Origin of the sequence: Kribbella sp. CA-293567, from assembly GCF_027627575.1 — a bacterium.
Taxonomy (GTDB): Bacteria; Actinomycetota; Actinomycetes; order Propionibacteriales; family Kribbellaceae; genus Kribbella.
Genome location: NZ_CP114065.1, coordinates 2,940,820 through 2,956,379, shown reverse-complemented (window position 1 = coordinate 2,956,379; position 15,560 = coordinate 2,940,820). Strand labels below are relative to the sequence as shown.

Sequence of the window (15,560 nt, the reverse complement as noted above, 5' to 3'; positions counted from 1 at the left end):
CTTTGGGGGACCTTTTGCCCAACTACTCCAAAAGCGCGGTGAAACTCGTCCGATGGCCGGTGGAAGAGGAGGCGAGGTCGCTTTGCAAAGACGAAGGGATCCCGTGTCTGCTGGTCGTCGAGGCAGGAGTCGAACCGCCGGTCTGCAGTGATCCGCGGGAGGACTGGGTCCGCCCACCCATCTCGCGGCCCGACCTCGACGCCCGGGTAGAGGCGTTGTTCAATCGGGTGTACGGCTCGCGCGTTCCCCGGCTGGACTCGGTCGGCACGCTGTACTTCGACGACCAACTGGTCACCATCTCGTCGGCGCAGATCAAACTGATGGAACTGTTCGTCGAGCGGTTCGGTGAGGTCGTCTCCCGCGACGAACTGACCGAGCGACTGAACGAGTCGTCCCCGGCACCGAGCCGGAACTCGCTCGACCTGCACATCATGAGGTTGCGCCGCCGGCTCGGCGACGTGAACCTCGCGATCAGAACGGCCTGGGGCCAGGGCTACATGCTGGAAGCGCCCGAGGCGTAGCACCAACCGACAGGGGACCATGGCTCCTGACCGCCATGGTCCCCTCAGGGCTTTACCGGCCATCCCGTCACAGCTCAGTTGGGCGTACCGGTGGGAACCAGCGCTTCGTGTACCTCGCCGCGCAGCCGGCGCAGTTGCGGGAACGGCAGCCGGATCCGGCTCGCGATGTAGCCGGCCCCCGAGCTCCCCGCCGTACCCGGGCGCTCGCCGAGCATCGCGGAGATCATCGTCAGGTGGGCGATCTTCCAGCGCCAGAACCCGTTGCCGACATCGATCAGCCCCTCGGCGACCCGGTGCAGGACGCCGGCACTCGAACCCAGCCGGCAGACCGAGCCGATCGACATCCCCTGGGCCACCGTGTAGGCCTCGAACGCCGCGTACAGTCCCTCCGGACGTTCGTCGTTGCCCAGCAGGTCGTCCAGCTGGTGGAACTGCTGGGACTGCGCGCCGCTCGCGGTGCCGAGGTAGGGACGAAACTCCGCGAAGTGCCGCAGCGGCATCTTCTCCAGCGCCACCAGCTGGTCGTGCAGAAGACCCAGGAGCCGGCCGACCCGGTCGAGGTACTCCACGCTCAGGTCGGCGTCGGAGTTGCCGTAGTCGGGACGCAGGGCGTCGGTCGCCGCGAGCAGGTCCGCCAGGATCTGCTTCAGCCAGATCTCCGAGGCCTGGTGCGCGACGATGAAGAAGTGCTCGGCCAGCACCACCTCGCGCTCGGCCGTGTCGGACGTGCGGGGCTCCTGCATGGACAGCAGCTTGTCGAGCTGGAGATAGCCGGCGTACGTGAGGCCATTCATGGCGCTACCGCACGTTCCGGTCGTTGACAAAGGCAAGCAACGAGTCCACGCCGGACCTCAGCACCTCTGGATCCACGCAGAAGGCGATCCGCACCAACTTGTCCGCCGCGGGGTCGGTGTCCATCGCCACCAGCGCGCCCCGGTCGTCGAGTCGCGGGCGCAGCCCGAAACCGGAACCCGGTACGACGGCGACCCCCCGCTCCTCCAGCAACTGCGCCGAGAACGCCTCGGCGCCGAGCCCTGTGCGGCTGATGTCCAGCATCGCGTACCAGCCCCCGGACGGCAGCTCGCGCAGCAGACCGGCGTCCCGCAAGGCGGGCAGCACGGTATCCCGGTTCTGCTGCACCAGCTTCCGGTTCACCTCTGCCGCCTCGGGCATCCGGAGCGCCGCGATGCCGCCGTACTGGACCGGTGTCGGCGGCGCGATGATGCCGGCCTCCTGCACCACCCTGATCCCGGCAGCGGCCGCGTCGTTCGCCGTCACGACATAGCCCAGCCGGTAGCCGGTCATCGCCAGACTCTTCGAGAAGGTGAAGACGCTGTGCACGATTCGCTGCTCCGCGGGCAGGTCGCGTTCGCTCGCCGCCAGCGAAAGGTGGTTGCCCTCGTACACGAAGTGCTCGTACGCCTCGTCGCTGATCACCTGCCAGCCACGCTCCCGGGCCAGTGCGAGCAGCCCGGCGAGCCGGTCGGCCTCGAGCACCGCACCGGTCGGGTTGGCCGGTGAGTTCACCAGCAGGATGCGGGTGTTCGCCCCCGAAACTTCGGCGATCGAGTCCAGGTCAGGGAAGAACCTGTCGTCCAGTGAGTAGAACACCGGACGCAGACCGGCCAGCAGACTCTGCTGCACGTGGATCGGCCAGTGCAGATCAGGAAGCAGGATCTCGGTCCCCGGCTCGGCCATCGAGAGCAGCAACGCCTGCAGCCCCTGGCAGGAGCCCGGGGTGACGAAGATCCGCGAGATCGGGGTGTCGATGCCGTTCTCCAGCTCCAGCTTCGCGGCCAGCAGCCGTCGTAGCTCCGGCAGCCCCTCGACATCCGTGTACGACGTCCGGCCGGCTCGCTGGGCCTCGGCGATCGCCTCCGCGACCTCGGCCGGCGGAGTGAAGTACGGCTCCCCGACGTGAAGCCTGGTCACCGGCGTTCCGGTGATCAGTTCACGGGCATCGGCGGCACGGAAGATCTCGTGCAGCGACGACGACGGAATGGCTGTGGCAACAGGTGGATGGCTCATCGCTTCGGTCCCCAACTCGTGGTCAGCTTCGCGGTCACTTCTCGGGTCGAGCTGTTGCTGCTCTGTCCTTCGGGCGGTCTACGTGGTGCGACCGCCGTCCACCGGGAGCAGCACCCCGGTGATCCAGCCGGCGAAGTCCGGATCCAGCAGACAGGCCACCCAGCGCGCGACCTCGTCGCCTTCGCCGAACCGGCCCATCGGCGTACCGGCGAGCAGGTTCTCGTGCAAGGCGACGGTCTGCTCCGCGGTCAGGCCCAGGTCCTGCCACATGGGGGTGTCCACCGGGCCCGGCAGGATGGCGTTGATCCGCACGTCCGGCGCGAGCTCGCGGGCCAGCGAACGGGTGAGACTGTTCAGCGCGGCCTTGCTGGCGCCGTAGAAGGAGCGGCCGGGCATCGACAGCGCACCGGCCACCGAGGAGACGTTGACGACCGAGCCGTTCTCCGCCCTCAGGTACGGCAACGCCGACCGGATCAGCTGCGCGGGGCCGCGGACGTTCACTGCCCACATCGCCTCCAGGTCCGCCGCGTCGACCTCCTCGATCCGGCCGAAGCGGGCCAGCCCCGCGTTGTTGACCAGACCGTCCACCCGGCCGAACTGTTCGACGGCCGCGGCAACGATCTCGTCACTGCTGCCGTCCGCACCGACGTCCGCGGCGACGACCGCGACCTCCGCGTCGATCCCGGCGGCGGTCTCCTTGAGGGCGGCCTCCCGGCGGCCGGCGATCGTGACCAGCGCGCCCGCACCGGCCAGGTGCTCGGCAATGGCCCTGCCGATCCCCGAACCGGCGCCGGTGACGATGACGGAGCGACCGGAGAGGCTCATGACACCGCCCGGCGCCGCAGCGCGTCGATCGGTACGTCGGCGAAGATGTCTTCGATCAGCTCACCGACTTCGTGGAAGACGTGGAAGTGCCCGCCTGCGCGACGGCGTACGGAGAACGAGCCGGTGCTGACCTCACCCCACTCGGCCAACTGCGCCTCGTCGACCAAAGGGTCGCCGATGCCGTGGTAACAGACCACCGGGCAGTCGAGCGCGATCGGCTGGGCCGGTGGCTCGTACAACTCGTTGGCCCGTACGTCGGAGCGCAGGGTCGGCAACAGGATGCTGCGAAGGTCGGCATCGGCGGCGATCTCGGGTTCGACTCCACCGAAGCCGCAGACGATCGACCAGAGCTCGTCGTCGTCCCGCAGATGAGTGTCCCCACCACCGGCCAGGCGCGGCGGCGGCGAGGCGGAGACCACAAGCCGCTCCGGTCGTACTCCGCTGCGCTGCAGGACGAGCGCGGTCTCGTAGGCCACCAACGCACCCAGGCTGTGGCCGAACAACACCGTCGCCGTCGGCTCGAGTGTCAGCAGTTCCGCACTCACCTGCGCTGCCATCCGTCGTACGTCCTCGACGGCCGGTTCGACGAATCTGTCACCACGTCCTGGGTACTGCGCGACGGCGAGTTCGGCCCGCGCGGGCAGTTCACCTGCGAAGCCGGCATAGCTCGCCGCCGAACCGCCGGCATGGGGAAAGCAGACCAGCCGCACGGCCGGTCTCGCGACAACGTGTGACCGCCGCAACCAGCTACGACCTCCGGTACGGGCCATGACCTCCACCTCGCGCTCGGCACCTGTCCATCGAAGTTCGAGCGTTGCACCTCCCCGGACGGCCGGGGCCAGAATCTTTCGGCTCTCAGTCATCCGGTGAAAGAACTACGCAAGAGACCCCGGACCGGCCGGGACTGCTTGCCAGGCTGTCGTTGCCACTCGCATCCATGGTTCGGCCGAAGGAGTCGCAGATGAGTCCCGTCGAGTTTCTCGATCTCACGGATCCGGCGACCTTCGTCCGGCACGAAGCCCGTGAGTACTGGCAGCAGGTGCGGCCGGAGCATCCCGTGTACTGGCACGACTCCCCCGGTGAACTCCCCGGCTTCTGGGTCGTCACCCGGTTCTCCGACATCCAGTCCGCGTACGGCAACGCCAAGCAACTGAGCTCCGCCCGCGGCACCGTGCTCGACGTCCTGCTGCACGGCAACGACTCGGCCAGCGGGAAGATGCTCGCCGTCACCGATCGCCCACGGCACCAGCAGTTGCGGAACCTGATGTTGCGCGCCTTCTCCCCGAGGGTGCTCGGGCCGGTGGTCGAACGGGTCGAGCAGCGCACCCGCCGACTGGTCGCCGACGTGGTCGAGCTCGGATCGTTCGACTTCGCCACCGAGGTGGCCGAACACATCCCGATGACCACCATCTGCGATCTGCTCTCGATCCCCGACGGTGACCGCGCGGAGCTGCTCAAGTGGAACAAGCTCGCGCTGTCGGCCGACTCCGAGGAGGCCGACGAGCTCGACTCGCTGATCGCCCGCAACGACATCGTCGCCTACTTCATGGACCTCGCGAAGTACCGGCGGGACAACCCCGGCGACGACGTGATCACGATGATCGCGACCACCCAGGTCGGCGGTGAACTGCTCAGCGACGAAGAGGTCGCGCTCAACTGCTACAGCCTGATCCTCGGCGGTGACGAGTCGTCGCGGATGTCGGCGATCGGCGCGGTCAAGGCACTCGCCGAGAATCCCGGCCAATGGGCCGCGCTGCGGGCCGGCGCCGTCTCGCTCGACGGCGCCGTCGAGGAGGTCCTGCGCTGGGTCACGCCGGCCATGCACTTCGCCCGGACCGCGCTCGCCGACCTGGAGATCGCGGGTCAGCCGATCCGGGCCGGCGACATCGTGACGCTGTGGAACACCTCGGCCAACGACGACGAGACGGTCTTCGCCGATCCGCGGACCTTCGACCTGGGCAGGCAACCCAACAAGCACCTGACCTTCGGCCACGGCCCGCACTTCTGTGTCGGTGCGTTCCTGGGCCGGGCCGAACTCCGGGCGCTGCTGGCCGCCCTCGCGGACTCGGTCCAGTCGATCGAGCTGGCCGGTACGCCGCCGCGGATCTACTCGAACTTCCTCTTCGGCTACAGCAGCCTGCCCACCGTCTTCCGGTGAGCAGGCCGTCAGCCTGGCCGCCGGCCGCCTGATCTAGGCGGCCTTCTCGACCACCAGCGCCAGCTCCGCGATGCTGGTCGCCTCGAACAGCGACCGCATCGGAACCTTGATCCCGAGGTCCTGCCTGATCCGGCCGGCCAGCTTCGTCGCCATCACCGAGTGTCCGCCGATGTCGAAGAAGTTCTGGTCGGCCGTCACCACCGGCAGGTCGAGCAGTTCGGCGACGATCGCGCAGAGCACCTCGTCGTACGGCGTGCCTTCCTGCCAGCCGTGCTGCTGAGCAACGGGTTCGGCGGCTCGGCTCCGCAACGCCGTCCTGTCGATCTTGCCGTTGGACGTGGTCGGGAGGTGGTCGAGCAGCGTGACCGTCGACGGCACCATGTGGTCCGGCAACGACCGGCCCACATGCCGCCGCAGCTCGAGCGCGGTGATCTGCTCCCCTGGCGAGGTCGTCACATAGGCGACGACGCGGGCATCGGCCAGGTCGCCTTCCACCGCGGCGACGGCGAGTTCGACCGCCGGGTGGCCGGCCAGAGCCGCTTCGACCTCCCCCAGCTCGACCCGGAAACCACGGACCTTCACCTGAGCGTCGGCGCGACCGGCGAACAGCAACTCCCCGTCAGCCCGACGAGATCCGCGGTCGCCCGAGCGGTACATCCGGCTTCCGGGCTCGCCCTGCGGGTCCGCCACGAAGCGAGTGGCGGTGATCCCGGGGCGATTGAGATAACCACGGGCCACGCCCGGTCCGGACAGGTACAACTCGCCTTCCGCGTCACCGTCGACCACCTGCAGTCGGTCGTCGAGCACCTGCACCGTTTCCTCGGTCCAGGCCGAACCGATCGTGATCTCGTCGTCGGCAGGGTCCACCGGGCCGCTGAGGGTCGAGCCGACGGTCACCTCGGTCGGGCCGTAGCCGTTGAACAACCGGCGCCCGGGCGCCCACTTGCGGACCAGGGTCGGCGTACAGGCATCACCGGTCGACATCACCGTGCCACCGATCAGAACTCCCTCGGCGTCGGTGACGCTCAGAGCCACCGGCGGCAGCGTCGCGTGCGTGATCTCGTGCTTGAGCAGCGTGTCCCGCAGAGGATCGCCGGGCAGGACGTCATCGGCCGAGGCCATCACCAGGGCCGCTCCCGACAGCAGCGCGAGCGTGATGTCCCAGAACGCCGCGTCGAAGCTGATCGAGGCCCACTGCAGGACGCGATCGCCGGGACCTGGGGCGATCCGCTCGGCATGAGTGGCGATCATGGCTGCCGTGCCTGCGTGGCTCACCGCGACGCCCTTCGGCGTACCGGTGGAGCCGGAGGTGTAGATCACGTACATCAGATGGGACGCGAGCAGCGGAGCCAACCGGTCGGCGTCGGTCAGATCATCGGCGGCTTCGCGCAGACACTCCGCCTGCAGCTCCGGCTGGTCGACGACGTACTCCGCCGGCTCGTCGCCCAAGCCCGGTACCTCGCTCGTCCTGACCAGCAGTGCCGGACCGGCGTCAGCGAGCATGTACGCGAGCCGATCGGCAGGATAGGTCGGGTCAAGCGGGAGATAGGCGCCGCCGGCCTTGAGCACGGCGAGCAGCACCGTGATCAGCTGATCCGAGCGCGGAACGGCCACCGCCACCAGCGAGTCGGGCCCGATGCCCAGGGCGACGAACCGTCTGGCCAGCTGGTTCGCCCGCGCGTTCAGCTCGGCGTAACTCGCACTGCTGTCGCCGAAGATCACCGCCGGCGCCTCGGGGAATCGGGCAACTGTCGACTCGAACAATTCCGGAACCGTGGACAAGACCTACTCCTTGGATCAGCCGGCGCGAGAAACGGACACCTCACCTGCCGGGGATCCTAGGAAGAGCGGCGATCGGCGACCACCCGGCTGACAGAAACCGGACAGGGCCGAGCCGATTCCCCAAGCCCACAAGGGACTCCTGTCGCGTCTCTGTCAGCCCGGTTGGCGTCCCGCGGCCGATGCCCGACGGTAAGGAACCGAGGACCTTTGTCACCCCTGACCCACGTCGAACCCCCTAGTCTGATCGGGAGCCGAGATGCTCGAAGGCTGCGTTCCCTGGCCCGGCGAACTCGCCGAGCACTATCGCCGCCAGGGCTACTGGCACGGCCGGCCGCTGGGCGAGCTGCTGCAGGAGGCGTGTTCCACCTTCGCCGACAAGGTGGCCGTCGTGTGCGGTGACCAGCGGCTCACGTACTCCGGACTCGCCGCCCGGGCCGACCTGATGGCGCGGGAGCTCGCGAGTCGCGGAATCGGCTCCCTCGACCGGGTCGTCGTCCAGCTACCCAACGTGCCGGAGTTCGCGACGGTCGTGTTCGCGCTGTTCCGGCTGGGCGCGATCCCGGTGATGGCGTTACCGGGACACCGCAAGCACGAACTCGTGCACCTGTGCTCGCACTCGGGCGCCGTCGCGTTGATCGTGATGAGCGAGTTTCGTGGGTTCGACTACCGGGAGCTCGCCCAGGAGGTCCAGCACGACGTACCGGGCGTGGAGCACCTGTTGATCGCGAACGAACTCGGTGACAGCGCACCTGAGACGCAGTACCCGGTGGTCGATCCGTCCGAGCCGGCCCTCTTCCTGCTGTCCGGTGGGACGACCGGTCTCCCCAAACTGATCCCCCGGACGCACGACGACTACGCGTACAACATGCTGGCCACCGCCGAGGCGCTGCAAGTGGACAGCACCTCGACCTACCTGGCCGTCAACCCGGTCGCCCACAACTCCGCGCTCGGCTGCCCCGGTCTCTTCGGCACGCTGCTGGCCGGTGGCAAGGTCGTGCTGGCCTCGACCCCTCGGCCCGCCGAACTGTTCGACCTCATTCGCGAGGAGCAGGTCACCTTCACGACGCTGGTGCCCGCCACCGTGCGGCTCTGGATCGACCACGCGCAACGGAACCCGGTCGACCTGTCCGCGGTGCATCTGCAGATCGGCAGCTCGAAACTCACGCCGGGCCAGGCCGAGGAAGCGCGCAAGTTCCTGAACTGCGAGCTGAGTCAGTGGTTCGGGGTCGGCGAGGGCCTGCTGACCCACACCCGGCTCGACGACCCCGACGAAGTCATCCTCAACACCGAGGGCCGCCCGATCGCCGCCGACGACGAGATCCGCGTGATCGATGACGAAGGCAACGAAGTACCGGACGGGGTCGACGGGGAGCTGGTGGCCCGCGGCCCCTACACCATCCGTGGCTACTACCGGGCGGAGCAGCAGAACCTCGGATCCTTCACCCCGGACGGCTTCTTCCGGACCGGGGATCTGGTCCGGCGCGCGCCGGACGGGAACATCGTCGTCGTCGGCCGGCTCAAGGACGTGATCAACCGGGCCGGGGACAAGGTCCCCGCCGAGGACGTCGAGGAGCAACTGGTCGCGCACCCCGGTGTCCGGGACGCTGCCGTGATCGGGGTGGAGGACGCCACCCTGGGCGAGCGCACCTACGCCTTCGTCGTACTGCGGGACGAGAGCATCGAACTGCCTGCCCTCAAGGCGTTCCTGCGCGACCGCGGTCTGGCCACCTACAAGATCCCGGACAAACTCGTGCCGGTTGCCGAACTGCCCCGCACCCCGGTGGGCAAGGCGGACAAGGTCGCTCTGCGCGCCCTGGCCGCTCGCCGGGCGTCCTGACTTTCGACACCAACCAGAGGAGTGATCTTGATGGACACCTGGCTGCTCTGCCAGGACGACATGGTGCGGCTGCTCAACGTCGTCGGACGGGATGCGCTGATGCAGCGCCTGATCGCGACGCTCGATGAAGGCTTCACCGAGCTCGGCCACGGCCGCCGCGCCGAGTCGCCCATGCGTACCGGCTTCACCCGGACCGGTGACATCCCAGGGGTCGTCGAGATCATGCCTCATCGGGACCCGGATCTCGGGGTGACCGTCAAGACCGTTTCCTACAGCCCGCGCAACGTCAACGACCACGACCTGCCGACCATCCTCGGCACCGTCTCGCGGATCGACGACAACACCGGCCGGCTGGTCGCCCTCACCGACGGCGTACTGCTCACCGCGCTCCGCACCGGCGCAGCCAGCGCCGTCGCCACCCGCCGCCTCGCACACCCCGGCTCCCAGGTCGTCGGCCTGATCGGCACCGGCGCCCAAGCCGTCACCCAGCTCCACGGCCTGAGCCTGGTGATGGACATCAACCAGGTGCTGGTCTACGACATCGAGGACGCGCACGCCAAGAGCTTCATCGCCCGGGCTGCCTTCCTCGGACTGGACATCGAACTCGCGTCACCCGAGCGGATCCTCGCGGAGTCCGACGTACTGTGCACGGCCACGTCGGTCCCCGTCGGCCAAGGCCCCGTCTTTGCTGACGGCAACCATCTTCCCCATCTGCACATCAACTCCCTCGGCGCGGACGAGATCGGCAAGACCGAACTCCCGGTCAGCCTCCTGCGGCGAGCACTGGTCTGCGTCGACCACCGCGAACAGGCCCGCCAGGAAGGCGAATGCCAGCAACTCGCCGAGGACGAGATCGGCCCGTCGCTGGCCTACCTCTGCGCGCACCCCGAGGAGTGGGCGCACCACCGCGAGTCCCTCACCGTCTTCGACTCCACCGGCGTCGCGTTCGAAGACCACCTCGCCCTCGACGTCATCCTGGCGGCCGCGGAAGAGCACGGCCTCGGCACCAAGGTGTCGATCGAATGCCACCCCGACGACGTACTGGACCCGTACTCCCTCCGCGGCTATGTCCCCGCAACGCCCCAACTGACCCACTGAAGCCAAGCGGTGGCCGGCCCTCGCGAGCCGGCCACCCACCGATCTGATCGGGAGGTACCGGTGTACAACCCCGCCGCTGGATTCCCCGGCGTAGTCGTCGAACTCGCCTACACCGACCTACCAACCGCCATCAACTGGCTCACCCGCGTCTTCGGATTCCGCGAGCTACTCCGCCAGACCGTCGACGGCACCGTCCACCACGCCGACCTCGACACCGGCGGCGGCGTCGTCATGCTCGCCAAAGCAGGCGACCGCCTCACGACCCCTCCCGCCGGCGTACCCGCTGCAGCCCAACTGATCGTCTGGGTCGACAACGTCGACAAGCACTACGCCACCTCAGTCTCCGAAGGCGCCCAGGTCCTGCACGAACCCCGCGACAAACCCTGGGGCCTACGCCAGTACCTCGCCCACGACCACGAGAACCACCTCTGGGAGTTCACCGAACACATCCGCGACGTCCCCGCCCACGACTGGGGCGCCACCACCCGGACATGATCGATCCGGCCGCCGCTGACCTGTACGACGCCATGGTCGAGCCCACCCCCTGCCGCCGCCGCCCGTCCGACTGGGACGCCGACCAAGACACCCCACTGCGCACGATCCGCGACTTGGTCCAGCAGTGCCGCACACGCTGCCCTGTCTTCGACACCTGCGCACGCTTTGCCGCGACCCAACCGCCGGTGACAGGCGTCCTGGCCGGGCGCTACCTCCCTCACGATGACGGCCGGCCCCTGGCCAAGACACTCACTGCCGAACTCGAACACCGAATTCGCGAAGGCGAGTTCCTCCCGGGCGACGTACTGCCGTCAGAAGACGACCTCTCGGCCACCACTGGTTGCGACTGGCAAACGATCAAGACGGCCTACGCGGCTCTCAGAAGAGACGGCTTCGTCAAAGTCAAGAAGGTCCGAGGAGTAGCCGTCCGAATCGTCCTCGCCACCTACGACACGGCGGCCTGACCTCTGGTAGGCCGATCACTGTGCCAAATGTGTCGCCCGCGACGACAAGGTGCAGGTGTAGAGCCGGACGCCCGCGGAAGCGCTCCCGTCCAGGCAGCGCCCGGACTGACCATGCTTGAGCGTTCCGTCCGCGTACTCGACAAATCGTTGGTAGTCACCGGCATTGCAGGTCTTGAGGACGACGCCTCCCGCGACGCTGCCGTCGAGGCACAGTCCGGTTCGGGCGTTCTTGAAGCGAGTTCCCACCGCAGCATGAGGTCACCTAGAAAGGCTGTCGGAGCCGTACCAGCCGGGCTGGCTAGGACCCTCAGAAGACTTCTGAACAAGGCTACTTGAGCTCGGCGGATGTCTTCCCGAGTAGTCTGCGCGCGATGATCAACTGCTGAATCTGCTGAGTGCCTTCGAAGATGTCGAGGATCTTGCTGTCGCGGGCCCACTTTTCCAGGAGTTCGTGTTCGGAGTAGCCGAGGCTGCTGGTGAGTTCTACGCAGCGGAGGGTGATGTCGTTGCCGACGCGGCCGGCTTTTGCTTTGGCCATCGAGGCTTGCAGGGAGTTGGGGCGGCCGTTGTCGGCCATCCAGGCGGCTTGGAGGGTGAGGAGGTAGGCGGCTTCCCAGTCGGCTTCCATCTGGAGGTACGACGCGGCGGCCGACGGCTGGAGGTGGATGGGGCGGTCGTAGTCGACCTCGACGCCGGCGGCCGACAGCAGGTCGCGGGTCAGTTCGAGGGACGCGCGGGCGCAGCCGACTGCCATCGCGGCGACCAGGGGGCGGGTGTTGTCGAAGGTCTGCATGACGCCCGCAAAACCCTTGTCCGCATCGACTTCCGGAGTACCGAGCAGGTTCTCGGCCGGCACCCGGCAGTTTTCGAAACGGATCGTGGCTGTGTCGGAGGAGCGGATGCCAAGCTTGTGTTCCAGCCGCTCGACCGTCATTCCGGGGGTGTCCTTGAAGACGACGAACGACTTGATCGCGGCCCGGCCGAGCGACTTGTCCAGCGTCGCCCAGACCACGACCGCGTCGCAGCGGCCGCCGGCGGTGACGAAGATCTTCTCCCCGTCGATGACATAGGCGTCACCGTCCAGGCGCGCCGTGGTCCGGATGTTCGCCGAGTCCGAGCCGCACCCCGGTTCGGTGATCGCCATCCCGGCCCAGACACCGTCGAAGCGCTCGAGTTGCTCGTCCGAGGCGACCGAAGCGATCGCCGAGTTGCCCAGACCCTGCCGCGGCATCGACAGCAGCAGGCCCACGTCGCCCCAGCACATCTCCATGATCGACAGCACGGACGACAGGTTGGATCCGTTCTTCACCTGGCCGTCGTCACCATCCACCTCAGTACGCCGTACGCCGCCCGCCCCGGCACCCGATCCGGTCCCGGACGCACCCAGCCCGTCGACCATCGCCGCGAGCATGTCCAGTTCCTTCGGATACGCGTGCTCGGCGAGATCGTAGGACCGCGAGTTCGGCCGCAGCATCTCGGCGGCGACCTGATGCGCCTGGTGCACGAACGCACGGAACTTCCGCGGAGTCTCGAGGTTGATCATCAGACCAGCACCGCACCTTCCATCACGCCGACGGCCCGCAGATCGCGGTACCACCGCTCCACCGGATGCTCCTTGACGAAGCCGTGCCCACCGAGCAGCTGCACCCCGTCGGTCCCGATCTGCATCCCCTTGTCGGTGCACAACCGCCGCGCCAGCGCGACCTCACGAGCGAACGGAAGCCCTTGCTCGGCACGCGATCCGGCCCGGTACGTCACCAGCCGCATCCCTTCCAGCTCGATCGCGATGTTGGCGACCATGAACGCCACCGACTGCCGATGGCTGATCGGCTCACCGAAGGCCGTGCGCTCGTTCACGTACGGCGTGACGTAGTCGAGCACCGCCTTCGCAGTACCGAGCGACAGCGCGCACCACCCCAGCCGTGACAGCCGGACGCACTCCGCGTAGTCGTCGAACGTCCCCAACTGCACCGCCGGTACGTCGTCCAGCAGAACCCGGCTGAGCGAGGCCGCCCGCAGACCCATCGACGGCTCGGCCTCGATCGTCACGCCACGATGCTCGGACTCGACCAGGAACAAGGCAGGTCCCTGATCCTCGAGCTGCGCCGCGATCACGAACACCTCGGCGTCGGCGCCTCGCGGTACCAGCGATTTCACGCCGTTCAGCAGGTAGCCGGTTCGTTGCCGCGTCGCCCTGGTTCTCAGATCGAAGGGATCGAACAGCACCCGTGGCTCGACGATCGCCAACGCGGCGGCCGGCACCGACTCGCCGGTGAAGGCAGGCAGATACGTTGCCTGCTGCGTCTCGTCACCCCACAGCGAGATCGCCGTACTGACCGCGGCCGGCGCCAGACACGCGACCGCCTGACCCATGTCGCCGTGCGCCATCGCCTCGGCGACCAGTACGCCGGTCATCGCCGATCGCTCGGTGACGATTCCGCCGAGTTCTTCCGGTACTTCGATCAGACTCAGCCCGAGGTCAGCAGACTGTGCGAGCACCTTGGCGTCCGTCGTACCGGCGACGTCCGCCTCGGCGGCCGCGGGGCGCAGTACTTCGGCGGCGTACTCGGTGACGACGCCGACCACCATCTGCTGGTCCTCGGTGGGAGTCAGGTCGAACCGGCCCGTGCCCTTGGCCGCCGGGAGCCGTGCGGGCTTGGCCAGTTCGGAGGCAGCGGTGAAGCCGCGGGTCAGCGCGCCGGCCGTCCGGAAACCTGTCCTGGTCGCCTCGAAGACGACCCGCTCGGTCTGCTTGCGCAACCCCAGCCGATCGATCGCGCTGGACTTCGCGAGCCGGTTCAGCAGCGCGACGCCGACCCCGATCGGGTCCCGCCGCCGGCTCGGTCTCGCGCTTTGCTGGGTCACCATGCAGCAACTGTAAACTGAAGTTACAACCCAAGTCACGCATACCGATTCCGGTCCGCGGACACAACGACAGGTAGTGCACCTCAATACGCCGTACACCAGGGCGCAGCCAGCGCTCAGGCGCACTACCTTGAAGGCACTACTTCCTGTCGTTGTGCACAGCGGCAGCCTTCGCCCTGAGATACCTCTGCTCAGGCAACGAGGTCGTCCGGCGAGCAGCGGCGAGATAGTGCTCACGAGCTTCCGCCGGCTTGCCGAGCCGCTCCAGCAAATGCGCCCGTACGGCGTCCAGCCGGTGGTTGTCAGCCATTCGGCTGTCCTGATCGAGCGTGCCGAGCAACTCCAGGCCCGCAGCCGGGCCCTCGACCTGGGCCAGCGCGATCGCGCGGTTGAGGGTCACCATCGGATTCGGCGCGATCTTCTCCAGCAGCACGTAGAGGGCGAGAATCTGCCGCCAATCGGTTTCGTCGGCGCTCGCAGCCTCCGAATGGATCGCCGCGATGGCCGCCTGCAGCTGGTACGAGCCGACCGTGCCGTGCGCGAGGGTTCGCAGTACGAGGGCTGCGCCCTCCTCGATGGGCTCGCGCAACCACAGACTGCGGTCCTGCTCGTCGATCGGAATCAGGCTGCCGTCGGGTTCGGTCCGGGCGGCTCGTCGCGCGTCGGTGAGCAGCATGAGCGCGAGCAGCCCCGCCACCTCCCCCTCGTCCGGCAGCAACTGATGAAGCAGCCGGGTCAGCCGGATCGCCTCCGCGGTCAGCTCGACTCGTTGCAGATCAGGCCCCGAGGTCGCCGTGTACCCCTCGTTGAAGATCAAGTAGAGCACCTGCAGTACGACGCGCAAGCGATCCGCGCGCTCGTCCTCGGGCGGCAGCACGAACCGGCTCCCGGCGTTCTTGATGCTTTTCTTCGCCCGGCTGATCCGCGGCGCCATCGTTGCCTCCGGCACCATGAAGGCCTTGGCGATCTCGGCCGTCGTCAGACCACCGACCGCACGCAGCGTGAGCGCGACTTGGGAAGCCGGCGTGACCGCTGGATGGCAGCACAGGAAGAGCAGCGTCAACGTGTCATCGGACTCCGGCGGTTGGTCCTGGTCGGCCCCCGGCGCCACCAGCTCCTCGGGCCCGGCCATCGCCGCCACCGAGTCCTCCCGGCGCCGCCGCGCACTCTCGCTGCGGAACTGGTCGGTCAGCTTGCGAGTGGCGACCGTGATCAGCCATCCCCGCGGATTCCCCGGTACGCCGTCCGCCGGCCACTGTGTCGCGGCCGCCAGCAAGGCCTCCTGAACGGCGTCCTCACACAGATCGAACTGCCCGTGCCTGCGAGCCAGGAACCCCAGGACCTGCGGCGCCAATTCGCGCAGCAGCCCCTCGACCCGATCCCCCTCGCTCACTGCGAACTCCTCTTCACAGCCCTACCTTCGCATTCCAGCGGGAGCACCTACCCGACGGCGGCGGCGGCGCGAGGGTGCGTACCGGCACTGATCG

The 15,560-nt window shown here is 68.1% G+C and carries 15 protein-coding genes; 6 read left to right on the top strand and 9 right to left on the bottom strand.

Features of this window, described 5'->3' with window-relative positions:
* Positions 1-38: 38 nt before the first annotated feature.
* Positions 39-521 carry a winged helix-turn-helix domain-containing protein gene (locus tag OX958_RS14080; protein WP_270137860.1) on the top strand — a complete coding sequence of 161 codons (483 nt, stop codon included), beginning with the start codon at positions 39-41 and terminating at the stop codon, positions 519-521.
* Between the two features lie 74 nt (positions 522-595).
* Here the strand turns inward: OX958_RS14080 and OX958_RS14075 are convergent, their stop codons facing one another.
* From OX958_RS14075 to OX958_RS14060, 4 genes are all read right to left on the bottom strand, one after another.
* Positions 596-1,315: a tryptophan 2,3-dioxygenase family protein gene (locus tag OX958_RS14075; RefSeq protein WP_270137858.1), complete on the bottom strand. Its 720-nt coding sequence runs from the start codon at positions 1,313-1,315 to the stop codon at positions 596-598.
* A gap of 4 nt (positions 1,316-1,319) precedes the next feature.
* Positions 1,320-2,549 (bottom strand): pyridoxal phosphate-dependent aminotransferase, encoded by a 1,230-nt coding sequence (locus tag OX958_RS14070; protein WP_270137856.1) that lies wholly within the window; start codon positions 2,547-2,549, stop codon positions 1,320-1,322.
* Positions 2,550-2,627: 78 nt separating this feature from the next.
* Positions 2,628-3,374, bottom strand: a complete 747-nt coding sequence (locus OX958_RS14065) for an SDR family NAD(P)-dependent oxidoreductase (protein WP_270137854.1) — start codon at positions 3,372-3,374, stop codon at positions 2,628-2,630.
* Positions 3,371-4,144, bottom strand: a complete 774-nt coding sequence (locus tag OX958_RS14060) for a thioesterase II family protein (protein WP_270137852.1) — start codon at positions 4,142-4,144, stop codon at positions 3,371-3,373. The genes OX958_RS14065 and OX958_RS14060 overlap by 4 nt, the downstream gene beginning before the upstream one ends.
* Positions 4,145-4,335: 191 nt before the next feature.
* On the opposite strand from OX958_RS14060, the gene OX958_RS14055 reads away from it, so the two are divergent.
* Positions 4,336-5,532, top strand: coding sequence for a cytochrome P450 (locus tag OX958_RS14055; protein WP_270137850.1), 1,197 nt, complete (start codon positions 4,336-4,338; stop codon positions 5,530-5,532).
* A gap of 33 nt (positions 5,533-5,565) precedes the next feature.
* On the opposite strand, the gene OX958_RS14050 is transcribed toward OX958_RS14055, so the two are convergent.
* Entirely contained in the window at positions 5,566-7,314 is a 1,749-nt protein-coding gene (locus OX958_RS14050; RefSeq protein WP_270137848.1) for a non-ribosomal peptide synthetase, read from the bottom strand.
* Between the two features lie 256 nt (positions 7,315-7,570).
* Here OX958_RS14050 and OX958_RS14045 point away from each other — a divergent pair, with 256 nt between their 5' ends.
* From OX958_RS14045 to OX958_RS14030, 4 genes are read left to right on the top strand one after another with little or no spacing between them, the layout of a single operon-like run.
* Positions 7,571-9,151: a (2,3-dihydroxybenzoyl)adenylate synthase gene (locus OX958_RS14045; RefSeq protein WP_270137846.1), complete on the top strand. Its 1,581-nt coding sequence runs from the start codon at positions 7,571-7,573 to the stop codon at positions 9,149-9,151.
* Between the two features lie 30 nt (positions 9,152-9,181).
* The gene (locus OX958_RS14040; protein ID WP_270137844.1) at positions 9,182-10,249 is read left to right on the top strand and encodes an ornithine cyclodeaminase family protein; all 1,068 of its coding nucleotides are present in this window, start codon (positions 9,182-9,184) and stop codon (positions 10,247-10,249) included.
* A gap of 60 nt (positions 10,250-10,309) precedes the next feature.
* On the top strand, positions 10,310-10,744 hold the full coding sequence (locus tag OX958_RS14035; protein ID WP_270137842.1) for a VOC family protein: 435 nt from the start codon (positions 10,310-10,312) through the stop codon (positions 10,742-10,744).
* Positions 10,741-11,208 carry a GntR family transcriptional regulator gene (locus OX958_RS14030; protein WP_270137840.1) on the top strand — a complete coding sequence of 156 codons (468 nt, stop codon included), beginning with the start codon at positions 10,741-10,743 and terminating at the stop codon, positions 11,206-11,208. Before OX958_RS14035 ends, OX958_RS14030 begins: the two co-directional genes overlap by 4 nt.
* 15 nt (positions 11,209-11,223) lie before the next feature.
* Here the strand turns inward: OX958_RS14030 and OX958_RS35355 are convergent, their stop codons facing one another.
* From OX958_RS35355 to OX958_RS14015, 4 genes are all read right to left on the bottom strand, one after another.
* A complete protein-coding gene (locus tag OX958_RS35355; RefSeq protein ID WP_442913272.1) occupies positions 11,224-11,454 on the bottom strand; it encodes an RICIN domain-containing protein in 231 nt (76 codons plus the stop codon).
* An 82-nt stretch (positions 11,455-11,536) separates the two neighbouring features.
* Positions 11,537-12,751, bottom strand: coding sequence for an acyl-CoA dehydrogenase family protein (locus tag OX958_RS14025; protein WP_270137838.1), 1,215 nt, complete (start codon positions 12,749-12,751; stop codon positions 11,537-11,539).
* Positions 12,751-14,076 (bottom strand): acyl-CoA dehydrogenase family protein, encoded by a 1,326-nt coding sequence (locus OX958_RS14020; RefSeq protein ID WP_270137836.1) that lies wholly within the window; start codon positions 14,074-14,076, stop codon positions 12,751-12,753. The genes OX958_RS14025 and OX958_RS14020 overlap by 1 nt, the downstream gene beginning before the upstream one ends.
* Before the next feature lie 136 nt (positions 14,077-14,212).
* Positions 14,213-15,466, bottom strand: a complete 1,254-nt coding sequence (locus tag OX958_RS14015) for an RNA polymerase sigma factor (protein WP_270137834.1) — start codon at positions 15,464-15,466, stop codon at positions 14,213-14,215.
* Positions 15,467-15,560 lie beyond the last annotated feature (94 nt).

Bases quoted from the DNA above. Each gene is read 5' to 3' on its own strand.
- OX958_RS14040 (WP_270137844.1), top strand. From the start codon at position 9,182: ATGGACACCTGGCTGCTCTGCCAGGACGACATGGTGCGGCTGCTCAAC.
- OX958_RS14060 (WP_270137852.1), bottom strand. From the start codon at position 4,144: ATGGCCCGTACCGGAGGTCGTAGCTGGTTGCGGCGGTCACACGTTGTC.
- OX958_RS14030 (WP_270137840.1), top strand. From the start codon at position 10,741: ATGATCGATCCGGCCGCCGCTGACCTGTACGACGCCATGGTCGAGCCC.
- OX958_RS14075 (WP_270137858.1), bottom strand. From the start codon at position 1,315: ATGAATGGCCTCACGTACGCCGGCTATCTCCAGCTCGACAAGCTGCTG.
- OX958_RS14055 (WP_270137850.1), top strand. From the start codon at position 4,336: ATGAGTCCCGTCGAGTTTCTCGATCTCACGGATCCGGCGACCTTCGTC.
- OX958_RS14065 (WP_270137854.1), bottom strand. From the start codon at position 3,374: ATGAGCCTCTCCGGTCGCTCCGTCATCGTCACCGGCGCCGGTTCGGGG.
- OX958_RS14070 (WP_270137856.1), bottom strand. From the start codon at position 2,549: ATGAGCCATCCACCTGTTGCCACAGCCATTCCGTCGTCGTCGCTGCAC.
- OX958_RS14045 (WP_270137846.1), top strand. From the start codon at position 7,571: ATGCTCGAAGGCTGCGTTCCCTGGCCCGGCGAACTCGCCGAGCACTAT.
- OX958_RS14020 (WP_270137836.1), bottom strand. From the start codon at position 14,076: ATGGTGACCCAGCAAAGCGCGAGACCGAGCCGGCGGCGGGACCCGATC.
- OX958_RS14025 (WP_270137838.1), bottom strand. From the start codon at position 12,751: ATGATCAACCTCGAGACTCCGCGGAAGTTCCGTGCGTTCGTGCACCAG.